This window comes from Rhizobium sp. TAL182 (genome assembly GCF_002117725.1).
GTDB lineage: Bacteria > Pseudomonadota > Alphaproteobacteria > Rhizobiales > Rhizobiaceae > Rhizobium > Rhizobium esperanzae.
This window is the reverse complement of the sequence record NZ_CP021024.1, coordinates 2394826-2409794: the sequence shown is the minus strand read 5'-3', so window position 1 is coordinate 2409794 and position 14969 is coordinate 2394826. Positions and strand designations below refer to the sequence as shown.

Annotated in this window: 15 protein-coding genes, 1 tRNA gene and 1 pseudogene; 5 read left to right on the top strand and 12 right to left on the bottom strand. The window is 61.5% G+C overall.

The genetic code is table 11. The features are described 5' to 3' along the window. Positions 1-63: 63 nt before the first annotated feature. The 7 genes from Tal182_RS12090 to lipB form a co-directional block, all read right to left on the bottom strand. The gene (locus Tal182_RS12090; RefSeq protein WP_085859571.1) at positions 64-531 is read right to left on the bottom strand and encodes a YaiI/YqxD family protein; all 468 of its coding nucleotides are present in this window, start codon (positions 529-531) and stop codon (positions 64-66) included. 10 nt (positions 532-541) lie between these two features. Next, positions 542-1015 carry a GNAT family N-acetyltransferase gene (locus Tal182_RS12085; protein ID WP_085859570.1) on the bottom strand — a complete coding sequence of 158 codons (474 nt, stop codon included), beginning with the start codon at positions 1013-1015 and terminating at the stop codon, positions 542-544. Beyond that, positions 1015-2142 carry an S-(hydroxymethyl)glutathione dehydrogenase/class III alcohol dehydrogenase gene (locus Tal182_RS12080; protein ID WP_085859569.1) on the bottom strand — a complete coding sequence of 376 codons (1128 nt, stop codon included), beginning with the start codon at positions 2140-2142 and terminating at the stop codon, positions 1015-1017. The genes Tal182_RS12085 and Tal182_RS12080 overlap by 1 nt, the downstream gene beginning before the upstream one ends. A 75-nt stretch (positions 2143-2217) precedes the next feature. Beyond that, positions 2218-4227, bottom strand: coding sequence for an acetyl/propionyl/methylcrotonyl-CoA carboxylase subunit alpha (locus Tal182_RS12075; RefSeq protein ID WP_085859568.1), 2010 nt, complete (start codon positions 4225-4227; stop codon positions 2218-2220). A gap of 108 nt (positions 4228-4335) precedes the next feature. Next, positions 4336-5040 carry a hypothetical protein gene (locus Tal182_RS12070; protein WP_085859567.1) on the bottom strand — a complete coding sequence of 235 codons (705 nt, stop codon included), beginning with the start codon at positions 5038-5040 and terminating at the stop codon, positions 4336-4338. A gap of 97 nt (positions 5041-5137) precedes the next feature. Then, positions 5138-6058 carry a DMT family transporter gene (locus Tal182_RS12065; protein ID WP_064810442.1) on the bottom strand — a complete coding sequence of 307 codons (921 nt, stop codon included), beginning with the start codon at positions 6056-6058 and terminating at the stop codon, positions 5138-5140. An 80-nt stretch (positions 6059-6138) separates the two neighbouring features. Then, complete coding sequence (gene lipB / locus Tal182_RS12060) at positions 6139-6858, bottom strand: lipoyl(octanoyl) transferase LipB (RefSeq protein WP_085859566.1); 720 nt, start codon at positions 6856-6858, stop codon at positions 6139-6141. A gap of 181 nt (positions 6859-7039) precedes the next feature. Between lipB and Tal182_RS12055 the strand changes: the two genes are divergently transcribed. Further along, positions 7040-7124: transfer RNA gene (locus Tal182_RS12055), tRNA-Leu, on the top strand. Between the two features lie 60 nt (positions 7125-7184). Then, positions 7185-7541 (top strand): annotated as a pseudogene (locus Tal182_RS12050) (methyltransferase); the annotation flags it as partial. 60 nt (positions 7542-7601) lie between these two features. Here the strand turns inward: Tal182_RS12050 and Tal182_RS12045 are convergent. The 3 genes from Tal182_RS12045 to Tal182_RS12035 form a co-directional block, all read right to left on the bottom strand. Beyond that, complete coding sequence (locus Tal182_RS12045) at positions 7602-7970, bottom strand: hypothetical protein (RefSeq protein ID WP_064802766.1); 369 nt, start codon at positions 7968-7970, stop codon at positions 7602-7604. 303 nt (positions 7971-8273) lie between these two features. Continuing rightward, on the bottom strand, positions 8274-8786 hold the full coding sequence (locus tag Tal182_RS12040; protein ID WP_064802764.1) for a BON domain-containing protein: 513 nt from the start codon (positions 8784-8786) through the stop codon (positions 8274-8276). A gap of 70 nt (positions 8787-8856) precedes the next feature. Next, entirely contained in the window at positions 8857-9351 is a 495-nt protein-coding gene (locus Tal182_RS12035) for a peptide deformylase (protein WP_085859564.1), read from the bottom strand. A gap of 241 nt (positions 9352-9592) precedes the next feature. Here Tal182_RS12035 and mgtE point away from each other — a divergent pair, with 241 nt between their 5' ends. Together mgtE and Tal182_RS12025 are read left to right on the top strand one after the other, a co-directional pair. Next, positions 9593-11005 carry a magnesium transporter gene (mgtE, locus tag Tal182_RS12030; protein ID WP_085859563.1) on the top strand — a complete coding sequence of 471 codons (1413 nt, stop codon included), beginning with the start codon at positions 9593-9595 and terminating at the stop codon, positions 11003-11005. A 65-nt stretch (positions 11006-11070) separates the two neighbouring features. Beyond that, entirely contained in the window at positions 11071-11463 is a 393-nt protein-coding gene (locus Tal182_RS12025; protein ID WP_011425479.1) for a MerR family DNA-binding transcriptional regulator, read from the top strand. A 28-nt stretch (positions 11464-11491) separates the two neighbouring features. On the opposite strand, the gene Tal182_RS12020 is transcribed toward Tal182_RS12025, so the two are convergent. Together Tal182_RS12020 and Tal182_RS12015 are read right to left on the bottom strand one after the other, a co-directional pair. Then, positions 11492-12481 carry a heparan-alpha-glucosaminide N-acetyltransferase gene (locus Tal182_RS12020; protein WP_085859562.1) on the bottom strand — a complete coding sequence of 330 codons (990 nt, stop codon included), beginning with the start codon at positions 12479-12481 and terminating at the stop codon, positions 11492-11494. Further along, positions 12481-13245 (bottom strand): DUF599 domain-containing protein, encoded by a 765-nt coding sequence (locus Tal182_RS12015; RefSeq protein WP_064810438.1) that lies wholly within the window; start codon positions 13243-13245, stop codon positions 12481-12483. Before Tal182_RS12015 ends, Tal182_RS12020 begins: the two co-directional genes overlap by 1 nt. Positions 13246-13512: 267 nt before the next feature. Between Tal182_RS12015 and Tal182_RS12010 the strand changes: the two genes are divergently transcribed. Continuing rightward, on the top strand, positions 13513-14916 hold the full coding sequence (locus Tal182_RS12010) for an L-serine ammonia-lyase (protein ID WP_085859561.1): 1404 nt from the start codon (positions 13513-13515) through the stop codon (positions 14914-14916). Positions 14917-14969 lie beyond the last annotated feature (53 nt).

The following is a 14969-nucleotide window of genomic DNA, read 5'->3' as shown; positions in this document are numbered from 1 at the left end:
GGAAGCGGCCGGCTTCAAGATAAGAATCTGCATGGCGGCCATGCCACCCGTTTCTTGCCGGCCCTATGACCTGCCACCGGCCTCACCGGAAAGGTTCTTGGCGCGGCGACAGAGGCGATCGAACGTCTCGAGAAAACGCGAGCGGTCCTTCGGGCTGAAGGCGGCATTATAACCTTTGCTTTCCCCAGTTTCCCGCAAATGCGCACCGAGATCGCGCATGGCGCTCGCCATGCCGATATTGGTCTCGTCGAAGACACGTCCGGTCGGACCACTGACGAAGGCGCCAGTCGCGACGCAGCGCACGGCGAGCGGCACGTCGGCAGTAACGACGACGTCGCCCGTGCCGGCGCGCTCGGCGATCCAGTTGTCGGCGGCATCGAAGGCGTTGGAAACGATGACGTTGTGGATCATCGGATCGCGGGACGGGCGCAGGCCGGAATTGGCGACGAAGGTGACCTCGAGGCCGTGGCGTTCGGCAACCTTCAGAACTTCCGGCTTCACCGGGCAGGCATCGGCGTCGACATAGATCATGGCGGTGTCCTCATACCGGCTGACTGGCCGGCTGTCTGACCATATCGATATGGGGAATGCCGTCTTCCAGATATTCCTGCGACGTCCCGACAAAACCGAAGGATTCGTAGAAGCGGCGCAGATGGGCCTGCGCCGACAAGGCGATCGGATTTGCCGGATAAAGCCGCTCACAGGCGGCGATTGATTCGCGCATCAATGCATCGCCCAGACGTTTGCCGCGATGGGCAGGCGAGACGACGACGCGGCCGATCTTTGACGGGTCCTGCGGCTCATGCGGTTTCAGGATCCGCACCGCCGCCAGGAGGTCACCGCCCTCCAACAGTCTGAGATGCAGGGCATCGATGTCCTTGCCGTCGAGTTCCGGATAGGGACAGTTCTGCTCGACGACGAAGACATCGACGCGCATTCGAAGGAGATCGTAGAGCTCCCGCGCGGGGAGCTCATCGAAATGCCTGAGATCGACTTGGTAGTTGGCTACCGCCATCAGTAGACCACCACGCCGCGGATGCTTTCGCCCTTGTGCATCAGCTCGAAGCCCTTATTGATGTCTTCGAGCGGCATGGTGTGGGTGATCATCGGGTCGATCTGGATCTTGCCCTGCATGTACCAGTCGACGATGTCAGGCACGTCGGTGCGGCCACGTGCGCCGCCGAAGGCGGTGCCCATCCAGTTGCGGCCGGTCACCAGCTGGAACGGCCGCGTCGAGATTTCCTGGCCGGCGCCGGCCACGCCGATGATGACCGATTTGCCCCAGCCGCGATGCGAAGCTTCCAGCGCCTGGCGCATCACCTTGGTGTTGCCGGTGCAGTCGAAGGTGTAGTCGGCGCCGCCGATCAGGTCGCCGCCCCGCTTGGTGATGTTGACCAGATAGGGCACGATGTCGTCGCCGACCTCCTTCGGGTTGACGAAATGCGTCATGCCGAACTTCTCGCCCCAGGCCTTGCGATCCGGGTTGATATCGACGCCGATGATCATGTCGGCGCCGGCAAGCCGCAGCCCCTGCAGCACGTTGAGGCCGATGCCGCCGAGCCCGAAGACGATCGCCGTCGAACCGATCTCGACCTTGGCGGTGTTGATCACCGCGCCGATGCCTGTGGTGACGCCGCAGCCGATGTAGCAGACCTTGTCGAAGGGCGCGTCGGGATTGATCTTGGCGAGCGCGATCTCCGGCAGCACCGTGTAATTGGCAAAGGTCGAGCAGCCCATATAGTGATGGATCTTGTCCTTGCCGATCGAGAAGCGCGAGGTGCCGTCCGGCATCACGCCCTGACCCTGGGTGGCGCGGATGGCGGTGCAGAGATTGGTCTTGCGCGACGTGCAGGAATAACATTCGCGGCATTCGGGCGTATAAAGCGGAATGACGTGGTCGCCCTTCTTGACCGAGGTCACACCCGGGCCGACATCGACGACGATGCCGGCGCCCTCATGGCCGAGGATGGCCGGAAACAGGCCTTCCGGATCGGCTCCCGACAGGGTGAAATCGTCGGTGTGGCAGATGCCGGTCGCCTTGACCTCCACCAGCACTTCGCCGGCCTTCGGCCCTTCCAGCTGCACGGTCATCACTTCAAGCGGTTTCCCGGCCTGAACGGCTACGGCGGCGCGAACGTCCATCTTTAGATCTCCCTGATTTTCTCTGTTTCTGATTGCCTGTATCCGGGCAAGCTTGGCATGGCCGGCGAGGCCGGCTCAAGCGAATTCCATGATCACCGCGTCGACGGCCAGGCTTTCGCCGGCCGCGGCATTGATCTTGGAGACAACGAGATCGCGCTCGGCGCGCAAGACGTTTTCCATCTTCATCGCCTCGACGATGGCAAGCGTCTCACCGGCCTTGACCTCCTGGCCCTCGGCGACCGCGATGGATACGACGAGGCCGGGCATCGGGCAGAGCAGGAGCCTGGAGGTATCCGGCGGCAGCTTCACCGGCATCAGCCTGTCGAGTTCCGCATGGCGCGGCGAAAAGACCTTGGCGGTCACCGACAGTCCCTGCCAGTCGACGCGCAGGCCGTTGAGGACGGGACGGATCTGCGCGGCAATATCCTGGTCGCCGACCCTGCCGCTCCAGACCGGATCACCCGGTCTCCAATCGGTGACAACGCTCCGGCTTTCGCCCTCGATCTCCATCTCCATATCGAAAGGAATGGTGACGAGGCCATCGAGCAATCTGACAGCGACGTAGTTCCCAGCTGTTTTGACCACCCAATGCTCCCGCAGCGTGGCCGATGCGGAGCGCAGGCGATCGGCGAAACGTTCGCGGCGGTTCGCTTCGATGAGCGAGGCAGACAGCGCGATTGCGGCAAGCGTGGCTTCCTCCTGCCGGTCCGGCTTCATCGGCGCGAAACCGTCAGGATATTCCTCGGCAATAAAGCCGGTCGACAGCCGGCCCTCGCGCCAGCGCGGATGTTTCATCAGCGCCGACAGGAAGGGAACATTGTGCTCGATGCCGTCGACGACGAAGCCGTCCAGCGCCTGGCCCATGGCCTCGATCGCTTCACTGCGCGTCGGCGCCCAGGTGCAGAGCTTGGCGATCATCGGATCGTAATACATCGAGATCTCGGCGCCCTCGAAAACGCCGGTATCGTTGCGAACGACAATGTTGCCGGTCCTACCTTCCGCCGGCGGGCGGTAGCGCGTTAGGCGGCCGATCGAAGGCAGGAAGTTGCGGTATGGATCTTCGGCATAAAGCCGGCTTTCGATCGCCCAGCCATTGAGCCGGATAGCCTCCTGGCTGAAGCTCAGCGGCTCTCCCGCGGCGATGCGGATCATCTGTTCGACGAGATCAATGCCGGTGACGAGTTCGGTCACGGGATGCTCGACCTGCAGGCGGGTGTTCATTTCGAGGAAGTAGAAATTGCGGTCGTGGTCGACGATGAATTCGACCGTGCCGGCGCTCTGGTAGTCGACGGCCTTCGCCAGCGCCACCGATTGTTCGCCCATGGCCTTGCGAGTTTTTTCATCGAGGAAAGGTGAGGGTGCCTCTTCCGCCACTTTCTGGTTCCGACGCTGGATCGAGCACTCCCGCTCGCCGAGATAGACGACGTTGCCATGCGCATCGGCCAGCACCTGGATCTCGATATGGCGCGGCTCAACGACGAATTTCTCGATGAAGACGCGGTCGTCGCCGAAGGAGCTCTTCGCCTCGGAGCGGGCGCGCTCGAAGCCGTCGCGCACCTCGGCCTCGTTCCAGGCAATGCGCATGCCCTTGCCGCCGCCGCCGGCAGACGCCTTGATCATGACCGGATAGCCAATCCCGCCGGCGATCGTTTCCGCATGCGCGGCATCCTCGATGACGCCGAGATGGCCCGGCACGGTGGAGACGCCGGCCGCATTGGCGAACTTCTTCGATTCGATCTTGTCGCCCATCGCCATGATGGCCTTCGGCTTCGGGCCGATGAAAACGATGCCCTGCTTTTCCAGCTCGGCGCAGAAAGAGGCGCGCTCGGAGAGAAATCCGTAACCGGGATGCACCGCCTCGGCGCCGGTCGCCTTGCAGGCGGCGATGATCTTTTCGGCAACCAGATAGCTTTCCGACGCTGCGGCGGGGCCGATATGGACGGCCTCGTCGGCCATTTCGACATGCAGCGCATCCCGATCCGCATCCGAATAGACCGCAACGGTCGAAATGCCCATGCGGCGCGCCGTCTTGATCACGCGGCAGGCGATCTCGCCGCGGTTCGCGATCAGGATTTTCTTGAACATCGAGACTCCACCCAGAAATGCGTTCCGGAGTTTTACGCATAAAACACAGGAACGCACAATCGGGCTTGGCGCCGGCACGCAGGAGACGTGGGATGACGTCGCGGAATGTCAGGCGACGGCGGCTTCCGCGACGGATTCCTCGTCGACGATGCGCAGCCAGCGGCTGCGCCGCGGTTCCGGTCGATCGCGCAGCGTGACGGCGGCCATGATCCCAGCCCAGTGAGGATGGTTGGCGCCCGGCAGCGTTGCCTGCTCGATCTGATGGAGGACACCATATTCAGCCGGCGATACGGCGATGACGCCGCCTGCGGCGATGCTTCTGAAGATGCGCATCGCAAAATCGACGTCCTGGCGTGTGATGTTCTTGCGGTCGACGGCGCGCGACAGCTTGTAGCCGCCGATGCCGTCGGTGATCGCCAGCCGAAGCTGGTCGAGGGCAAGCGCTCTCAATTCACCCGGCACATCGGCCGAAATCTCCATGACGTGGAGAATGAGCTCGAGCTCCAGCGCCGAGTTGACGACGCCGTCGGTCGTGAACATGCGCATGATCCAGGCAACGTTGATTTCATCAAGCGAGCCCTGTGGATAGGTGTAATGGACGATGAAACCGGCGATCTGCTCCACGAAGAAAGCGTTCCACTCGGCACATTTATCGGGACAGGAATTGTTGAGCGCCAACATTGCGACGACATCCTGAGACGTCCGGATCCCCTCGGGGAAAGCATGTTTGCGCAGCAGCACGATATCTTCGGCCGTCAGCCGATGCTTGCCGGCCACGACGCAGGCCGGAAAAGCGAGACGGAATTCGCTCATGTTTTAACTCCAGGCTTCATCATGAAGCCGGAAACCGTTTTAGCGGCTGCGAATTGACGATCCCTCAAGAAGAGGAGTTAACCCGCTGTTGCGGATATCAGGACGATTTTAGCGACTGTGCCTGCAGCCGCTCGCGCCAGATGATGAAGAGGCCGGATGCGACGATGATTAAAATGCCGATCCATTTGGAGAAATTCGGGAAATCATTGAACAGCGCATAGCCGAGCACGGTGGCCGAGATGATCTCGAAATATTGAAACGGGGCAAGCAGCGACAGCGGTGCAAGCCGGAAAGCCCGCACCACCAACATATGCGCATATCCTGAGATCGAGCCGAGGGCGACAAGCAGCGCAAGGCCGAGGCCGGAGGAGGGCAGGGAAATGGCGAAATCCCCATTGCCTGCGCTGCTGCCGACGAGAAGGGCGGCCGCCATGAAGATCGTTCCGCCGATGCCGGCCATGGTCTGCATGGTGAGGGGCGAGTCGGCCTCGCCGATGGCGCGATTGAGGAAAAGATAGAGCGAGAAGAGAAAGGCGCAGGCCACCGGCAGCAGCGCCTTCAAGCCGAAAATCTCGTAACTCGGCTGAATGACGATCATCGCGCCGCCGAAACCGACGACGATCGCCATCCAGCGCCGCCAGCCGACCTTCTCTCCGAGAAGCAGGGCCGACATGGCGGTCAGCATGAAGGGCTCGACGAAATAGATGGCAAAGACATCGGCAAGCGGCATGTATTTGACGGCGACGAAAAATAGCAGGCTCGCCGCCCCATGCAGCACGCCGCGCAGCAGATTCATCCACGGCCGCTTGGCGGAAAGCGCCTTGCGTCCAAAAATGACAAAGAGAATCGGCAGGGTGCAGGCGATCTGGAAGAAGAAGCGGTAGAAGGTGACCTGACCCGGCGACATCGATTCAAAGGTCGCCATGTATTTGGCGATGGCATCCATGATCGGCAGGATGAACATAGCGCCGGACATGATGGCCATGCCCTGCAGGGAATCTTGATGGGGCTTTGACATGGCTGCCGATTCTTGTGGGAACGGTGTCCATCAATCACGGGAAAGCCGGGCAAATCAAGCCCGTGAAACCGCTCAAGCAGTCAGAGATCATTCGCCGTTTCACCGAAAACCATCTCGAACGCGGCGCGCAGCCGGATGTCGACATCCGCTATCATGACGGGAAGGCCGAGATCGACGAGGCTGGTGACGCCGTAGGCCGATATCCCGCAGGGCACGATGCCGCTGAAATGATCGAGATCGGGATCGACGTTGAGCGACAGGCCGTGGAAGGTCACCCATTTGCGCAGCCGGATGCCGAGGGCGGCAATCTTGTCTTCAGCCATCGTGCCGTCCGGCAGCAACGGCTTTTCCGGGCGGCGGACCCAGACGCCGACGCGATCCTCGCGCCGCTCGCCGCGCACGTTCATCATGTCGAGCGTGCGGATGACGACCTCCTCGAGAGCGGCGACAAAGGCGCGTACGTCCTGGCGCCTGCGCTTCAGGTCGAGCATGACATAGGCGACGCGCTGACCGGGTCCGTGATAGGTATATTCACCGCCACGTCCTGTCGCAAAGACCGGAAAGCGATCCGGCTGGACGAGGTCGCCCGCATTGGCGCTGGTGCCGGCGGTATAGAGCGGCGGATGCTCGACGAGCCAGACAAGTTCGTCGCCGCCTTCTCCGATCGCCGCCACCTCGCGCTCCATCGTCTCCACCGCCGCCTCATAGGCAACGAGTCCATCGGCGATACGCCAGCGCACCGGCCGAGTACCGAGTTTCGGGAGCATAGAGAATTCGAGATCGGTGCGAAGCATGGCCATTCCTTGCCGCCTGTCCGAATGCCTGACGATATAGGGGCGGCAGGAGACCTATATGGACCCGTTTTCCGGCCAATTCAAATGCCGTGAAAGGTTTTCAAAAAAACTGTCATATCGCCCTTGTGCACCCCAAATGCTTTTGCTACATGCTGCCCCGCCGACGCAAATCGGCACCTACCACGATGCGGTCGTGGCGGAATTGGTAGACGCGCAGCGTTGAGGTCGCTGTGGGGCAACCCGTGGAAGTTCGAGTCTTCTCGACCGCACCATCCCTTTCAGGGAAACGCTCGCCGAGCGATAATTTCCGTATCCCTTGATCAGCCTGTGACCAGCCCGTGGCCATGATCGCTGCCGTCTGTTTTCTGGCAATGTTGCTCGGTTTCCTGCTGCAGATATCGGCAAAGCTGGTATTGCGGCGAAGCTTCGGCCTGGTGGCGGCAAGTCGCGGCGTGAAGATCGGCGGGCCCTACAGGTTGATCCGCCATCCGATGTACGCAGGTTATCTGCTGACGCATGTCGGCTTCTTCCTGGCCCATCCGAGCTCTTGGAATTTTGCCGTTAATTCCACGGCACTTGCGGCACAGTGTCTACTCCTTCTTGCGGAGGAGCGCCTGCTCAGGGAGGATCCTGTTTACGCGGCCTTCATGGCTAAAACCCGTTACCGGCTCGTTCCATTGGTGTTCTGAGGCCAGATAGCTCCCTGTTTAGAATGAAGGGGCCGATTTTCCGGCCCCTTATTTATTGGATCAATGCGTTGCGCGGCAGGCCTCGGTGCGCGAGGCGCCGCTGTCGGCACCTTTGGTATGGGAGCCGCTCGGGCCGACCATGCTGTGGCACGGGGGCAGGGGCTTGATGCTTGCGGTCGCGGTCTTGTCGATCGCGGGGGCTGCCATCGCCGTCGGCGCGAAACCGTCGCTGTCATTGGTATAGTCGCTGGAATAGGCCGGAGCTTTGTGGTTGTTGCTATAGTGCACCGGGGCAGGCTGCGCCATCTTAGAGGGCGCAAAGCCATCGCTGTCGTTGGTATAATCGTCGGAATAAGTCGGCTGGGCGAAGGCAGCGCCGGCAAGGCTGACGGCAAATAGGGATGCGGCGAGGGCAAATTTGATGCGCATGGTTCTTCTCCTCAATCTGTTGTTGCATTCAACAACATAAACCATCCCCGGCAGATAAGATTTCGCGCGCCAATTGCGGCGATATTGTGAACGGAAGCCGATCGCTTCAATGCCTTTTGTTCAAATGAAATCACGGTGTTGTCAACGAACGTGACGTTTCCGTTACGGCAGCCGCGTAGCAAAACAGACGGCAGGCTACCTGCTCCTGCTGCAATCGGAAATTGTTAACTTTTGGTAATGTCAGGAACCAATAGGAGGCAGTGTGCCCGCCTCCTGGCGATGGTCATCGTAATGCGCCTCTGGTCAGTCTTCGTTCGGGATATGCGCGTCGACCCCGGTCAGCTGGAGCCTGTTGCGCACGTGGTGGACGCCGTCGACCGATAGCGCGCCGAGCTCGACCTTGCGGGCAATGCCGATCGTCTCGACCGAGCCTTCGAGGGTGACGACGTGACCGTCCGCATGAACCTCGATACTGTTGATATCGACCTCGGGAATATTTTCGAGAGCGTCGTTCACCCGCGCCTCGAGCTCGTCGCTTTCATCGCGATCGATCATACCGGCGCGCAACGAATCCTTGAGGCGATTCTCGTTGCCGTCTTGGTCTGTGCCGTCGATTCGGAAACCTGTGTTGGGATCGCTGTCGAAATTTGCCGCGGTCTCGCCATAGGGACGGTTTGCGGGGTCGCTGGCGGCGGTGCCGTCGGCATAAGGCCAGCCGTCATCGAGATTGCGTTCTTCGAGGTCGCGATATTCTTCTTCACGGGAAAGCTCGGGGGCCTCGCGTGAAATCGGGGTCTTGTCACCGATCCTTGCCATTATAGTCGCTCCTAGTTTCTCTCGGGACAACGCCGACAGGGGCGAATGGTTCGGTGTGGCGGGCGATTTGTCAGCCTTGGGTTTTCTCCCATTTTTTGACGAGGCGTTCGCGTTTCAGCCGCGAAAGCCGCTGCAGCCAGAAGATGCCGTCGAGCTGGTCCACCTCGTGCTGGACGCAGATGGCGAGGAAACCTTCGGCGGCCTCCTCGTGCACGATGCCGCCGGCATCCTGATAGCGAAAGCGGATCGCCCGTGGACGTGTGACCTCTTCGGTCGCGCCGGGCATGGAGACGCTGCCCTCGGCATGGTTCATCGTCTCCTGCGACCTCCAGGTAATCTGCGGATTGACGTAGAGGCGCACACCGTCGGCTCGATCGAGCTCCAGCACCGTCACACGGCGGAAAACGCCGATATGGGCGGCGGTGATGCCGACGCCGGGGGCTGCGCGCATCGTCGCCAGCAGGTCGTCGGCGAGCGCGGCCAACGACGCGTCGAAGTCCGTCACCGGTTCGCAGACGGTCTTCAGGCCCGGATGCGGATAGCGCAGGATCGGACGGATGGGCATGAAGCGGGTTCCCCTCTCTTTGAGCGGCGGGGAAACTATCGCCGGCCGCAGACATTGTCATCACGAAGCACGGTTGGCGCTTTACGACAAGGATGCTTTGAGCTAGCAGGGGCCAAGAATTCCGACTGCGGGAGCCTCGCGCGGGATTCGCTTATCCGCTTGTTGACAATGTGTTTTCGGCCGACATTTGCGAATGCGGTGCGGCAGTCGTTGAAATTCGAACCAGGTGCGAGGGCGGCAGATGACGACGACCGATGGGGAAGACCGCATTCGCCGGCGCGATGACGAAGAAGCGGATATCTACGACGAGGACGGCAATGTCCGCGGCGATTTCCTGGCGCTCGTCGGCGCGGCGATCGCCGATCGCGACACGCTGTTCCTGCGCGGGAATGTCGCCCGCCTGCATGAATCCGAGATAGGCGACCTGCTCGAATCGATCCAGCCGGATCAGCGCCTGGCGCTGGTGCGGCTGCTCGGCGACGATTTCGACATGACGGCGCTGACCGAGGTCGACGAGGCAATTCGCCGCGAGATCGTCGACCAGATGCCGAACGAGCAGATCGCGGCCGCCATCGGCGAGCTCGACTCGGACGACGCCGTCTACATTCTCGAAGACCTCGACAAGGAGGACCGGGAAGAAATCCTCGCCCAGATGCCGTTTACCGAGCGGGTGCGGCTGCGCCGGGCGCTCGACTATCCGGAAAGCTCGGCCGGCCGCCGCATGCAGACCGAGTTCGTCGCCGTGCCGCCATTCTGGACGGTGGGCCAGACGATCGACTATATGCGCGACGAGGAGGATCTGCCCTATTCCTTCTCGCAGATATTCGTCATCGATCCGACCTTCAAGCTGCTCGGCGCCGTCGATCTCGATCAGATCCTGCGCACCAAGCGGCAGACGAAGATCGAGCAGATCATGCGGGAGACCAACCATCCGGTGCCCGCCGAGATGGACCAGGAGGAGGCCGCCCAGCTTTTCGAACAATACGATCTTCTGTCTGCTGCCGTCGTCGACGAGAACGGCCGGCTGGTCGGCGTGCTGACCATCGACGACGTCGTCGACGTCATTCACGAAGAGGCGGACGAGGACATCAAGCGCCTCGGCGGTGTCGGCGACGAAGAGCTGTCGGACAACGTGATCTCGACGGCGCGATCGCGGTTTCTCTGGCTTCTGATCAATCTCGGCACGGCGATGCTGTCGGCGAGCGTCATCGGCCTGTTCGACGCCTCGATCGAGAAAATGATCGCGCTTGCGGTGCTGATGCCGATTGTCGCTTCGATGGGCGGCAATGCCGGCACGCAGACGATGACGGTGACCGTGCGTGCGCTCGCCACCCGCGATCTCGACATCTACAATGCCGGCCGCATCATCCGCAGGGAGGCCGGCGTCGGCATTCTCAACGGCGCCGTCTTTGCGACGATCATGGGCGCGATCGCCGGCATCTGGTTTCACGACTATCAGCTCGGCGGGGTGATCGCGGCGGCGATGATCATCAATCTGATGGCGGCCGCGCTTGCCGGCATCCTGCTGCCGCTGCTGCTCGACAAGGTGGGCGCCGACCCGGCGATTGCCTCGTCGGTGTTCGTCACGACGGTAACCGACTGCACCGGCTTCTTCGCTTTTCTCGGTATCGCCACCTGGTGGTTCGGCATCTGACGGTTCGCCGAAATTGACTATTACGTAAAAGTCAATATTATTGCCGGTTCGATGACGGGGAACACATGCCGGTGAACAAATATTATAGCATAACGGAGCTGACGCGCGAATTCGGTGTCTCGACGCGCACGCTCCGCTTCTACGAAGACGAGGGACTGATCCATCCGGAGCGGCGAGGGCGCACGCGTCTCTTCCGGCCGGCGGACCGACGGCTCATCGGAGAAATCCTGCGCGGCCGGCGGATCGGCTTCACCATCGCGGAAATCCGCGAGATCATCCAGGTCTATAAGGAGCCGCCCGGCGAGCTCGGCCAACTGAAGCTTCTGATGAAGCGCGTCGACGAGAAGCGTGAGGACTTGCGCCAGAAGCGCAAGGACATAGACGACACGCTGACGGAACTCGACAATATCGAAGAGGCCTGCCTCGGCCGCCTCGCCGAAATCGGCGTCACCACCTGAGACTTGCCGCAGAATGGTTGCCGGTCCTTTATTGCGCCTCGGCGCTGCATTCGCCGGCGATCGTCTGGACCCGCTCATCGTTCTGCAGATCGATCTTGCCGGCCTGCAGCGGTATCAGCAGCGCCTGGGCCTGCAATCTGTCGAGCGTGCACTGGCAAAAGCTGCGGCAGAGGGCTTCGCCTTGCTGTATGACGCAGGCGGAGTTGCATTGCCTAAGGTAAGTTTCGACCGGATCCGGCTGCGGCGGTGGGACGACAAGGGAAAGACCGTAAGCGATCGCGATCAGCACCGGCTGATGAATGAGGTAGAAGGCAAGGCTGTGGCGGCCAAGCTTCGCCGGCCACCAGGAGCCTGTGCCGATGGCCGCGAGCCGATGCGGCAGCCTGGTTCTGATGGCAATCAAGGCGATGCTCAAGCCCACGAAGAACGGCGTAGCCCAAGGAAACAGCGGCACGTAATCGTTGGAGCGTTGCGGCGTTTCGGCAAGGCCGATCCAGGCGAGATATCTCGGATCGAAGAAGGATGAACGGAGCAGGCCCGGTGTGCCGAAATTATCGAGGATCCAGGCGGCAAGGAGCGCGACTGTGACGAGGAGCGTGAAAGCGATCGGCAATCTGACAAAAACGACGCCGATGAGCGTGAGCACCGCAATACAATGCAGGATGCCGAAATAGATCCAGGTGTCCGGCATTGCAACGCGGGTGGCGATTGAAATGACCGCGGCCGCCGCGGCAATCATGCCGAAACGTTTCCAGAAGGACGGCCAGCGAATCGTCGGCGTGCTGGAGAGCGCCAGGCTGATGCCGACGATGAAGAGAAAGGTCGTGGCGATCGCCCGGGCATAGATCTTCAGCCAGCCGGTCTCGGCCGTGCCCGGCGCCAGATAGGCCATGAACTCCATGTCCCAGGTGAAATGGTAGCTCGCCATGGCGATCAATGCGACGCCGCGCGCCGTATCCAATAGACCGATGCGCGGCGGTCTTGCCACCGCATCTGCCTGCATTGCCGGCATTGTCATCAAAGTCCCCCGGTCAAATCACTTCCGTCGTTCGACGGCGTGCCGTGGCGAATAGCAGAAAGGTGTGGATTTGATGGCGGGCCGGCATCCATGATCGCCAGCCGCGCCTGCGAGAAGAACTGCCGCCGTGTCAGCACGAAGATGACGGTCGCCGTCGTCAGCATGAAGACGTAGGGATTGATGAACCAGCCGAGATAGCCGATCGACAGGAAGATCGCCCTGAGGCCCTCGTTGAAATTGCTGCCCGCGATGACATTCATGCGGATGACGCGTTCGGCGGCCCGCTCCGCGGCGATGACGTCGCTCTCGGCTTCGCGCATCATCGGAATGGAGCCGAAAAGGATGGTGCAATAGTTGAACAGCCGATAGGACCAGCCGAACTTGAAGAAGGCATAACCGAACAGCGCCGCCAGACCGCCGACCTTCATCTCAAAGGCGGCATGGCCACCATGGAAGACGACGGGCAGGTCGGCAAAGACGGCGTCGACCTTTTCCGTCGCGCCGAGCAGGGCAAAGCAACTGCCGAGCGCAAAGATCGAGGTCGAGGCGAAAAAGGCGGTGCCGTTCTGCAGGCCGGACATGATCTGCGTGTCGATCATCTTCAGGTCGCGCCGCAGAGAATTATAGATCCACTCCCGCCGCCGTTCGGTCATCGCATGGGTCAGGCTGGTGCGGCCGAAGAAGGTGCGACCCTTCAGCAGCCAGGAGTAGCCCATCCAGACACAGGCAAAGAAAGCCAGAGCGATATAATCCGCCGTCGTCATCAATAATTCAGTCTCCGCATGATTGCGGCCACCTTACATATGCGCTGAGATGCTGCAATGACCGGTAAGCCGGGCTCACACGGATTTAGAGCGCTGCGCGTCCATAAGGGGACACTCACGGCGATATAGCTCTGAAAAGCGATTCCGATTTTCATGGCTCTGCGCTAGTGTGAAATGTCGCACCGACTCCAGGCGATGTCGGTTCGCCGCTTGGATCCGGCGCCGGCGGCGTTTAAATTTGCATTCCAGTGTTCAGAAGGCGCATCCATGTTTCTTTCGGTATTCGACGTGTTCAAGATCGGTGTCGGACCGTCGAGCTCGCACACGATGGGTCCGATGTCGGCCGCCAACCGATTTCTCGACCTGATCCTGTCGAATGAATGGCCGCGTCCGTCATCGGGCGCTCAGGTCATCGCGATCAAGGTCAGCCTGCATGGCTCGCTCGCCCATACAGGGATCGGCCATGGCACGGGCAGGGCTGTCATTCTCGGACTGATGGGCGAGGCGCCCGACAGTGTCGATCCCGACAGGATGGACGGCATCATCGATACCGTGGAGCGCACCGGCCGCATCACGCCTGCGGGCCATCCGGCCTACCAGTTCCAGCCGAAGACCGATCTGATCTTCGACAAGAAACAGCCGCTGCCAGGCCATGCCAACGGCATGATCTTTTCGGCGTTTGACAAGGACGGCCGGCTGCTCCTCAAGCGCATCTATTATTCGGTCGGCGGCGGCTTCGTCGTTACCGATACCGAGCTGGAACAGATGCGGGCGAAGAAGAATGCCACGGGCGGCGTGCGCGTGCCCTATCCCTTCTCGACCGCCAAGCAGATGCTGGAGATGGCGGAGCGCTCCGGGCTGTCGATCGCGCAGATGAAGCGGGCGAACGAGGAGAGCCAGCGCAGCCGAGAAGAGCTCGATCAGGGGCTCGACCGCATCTGGGAGGCAATGCGCTCCTGCATCGAGCGCGGCCTCAAGGTGGAGGGTGTCATGCCGGGCGGCCTCAACGTCAAGCGCCGCGCCCGCCGAATTCACGACAAGCTGCAGGAGGAGTGGCGCAGCAATCGCGTCAATCCGCTGCTCGCCAATGACTGGCTCAGCGTCTATGCGATGGCCGTCAACGAGGAGAATGCCGCCGGCGGGCGCGTCGTCACGGCGCCGACCAATGGCGCGGCCGGCGTCATTCCGGCAACGATCCGCTATTACGAGCACTTTCATGAAGACTGGGACCAGAACGGTATCCGCGATTACCTGCTAACGGCTGCGGCGATCGGCGGCATCATCAAGCACAATGCGTCGATCTCTGGCGCCGAGGTCGGCTGTCAGGGCGAGGTCGGCTCGGCCGCGGCGATGGCGGCTGCAGGCCTGGCAGCGGTGATGGGCGGCACGCCGGAGCAGATCGAAAATGCCGCCGAGATCGCGCTCGAACATCATCTCGGCATGACCTGCGATCCTGTCGCAGGCCTCGTGCAGGTTCCCTGTATCGAGCGCAATGCGCTTGGCGCCGTCAAGGCCGTCACGGCGGCATCGCTTGCCGTCAAGGGCGACGGTCAGCATTTCGTACCGCTTGACGCCTGCATCGAGACGATGCGCCAGACCGGCCATGACATGAGCGAGAAATACAAGGAAACCTCGACCGGCGGCCTCGCCGTCAATGTCGTCGAATGCTGAGCGTGCGAACTGATTCGCTAGAGCGGTTGAGCGCTTCACGCGAGCGCTGAACC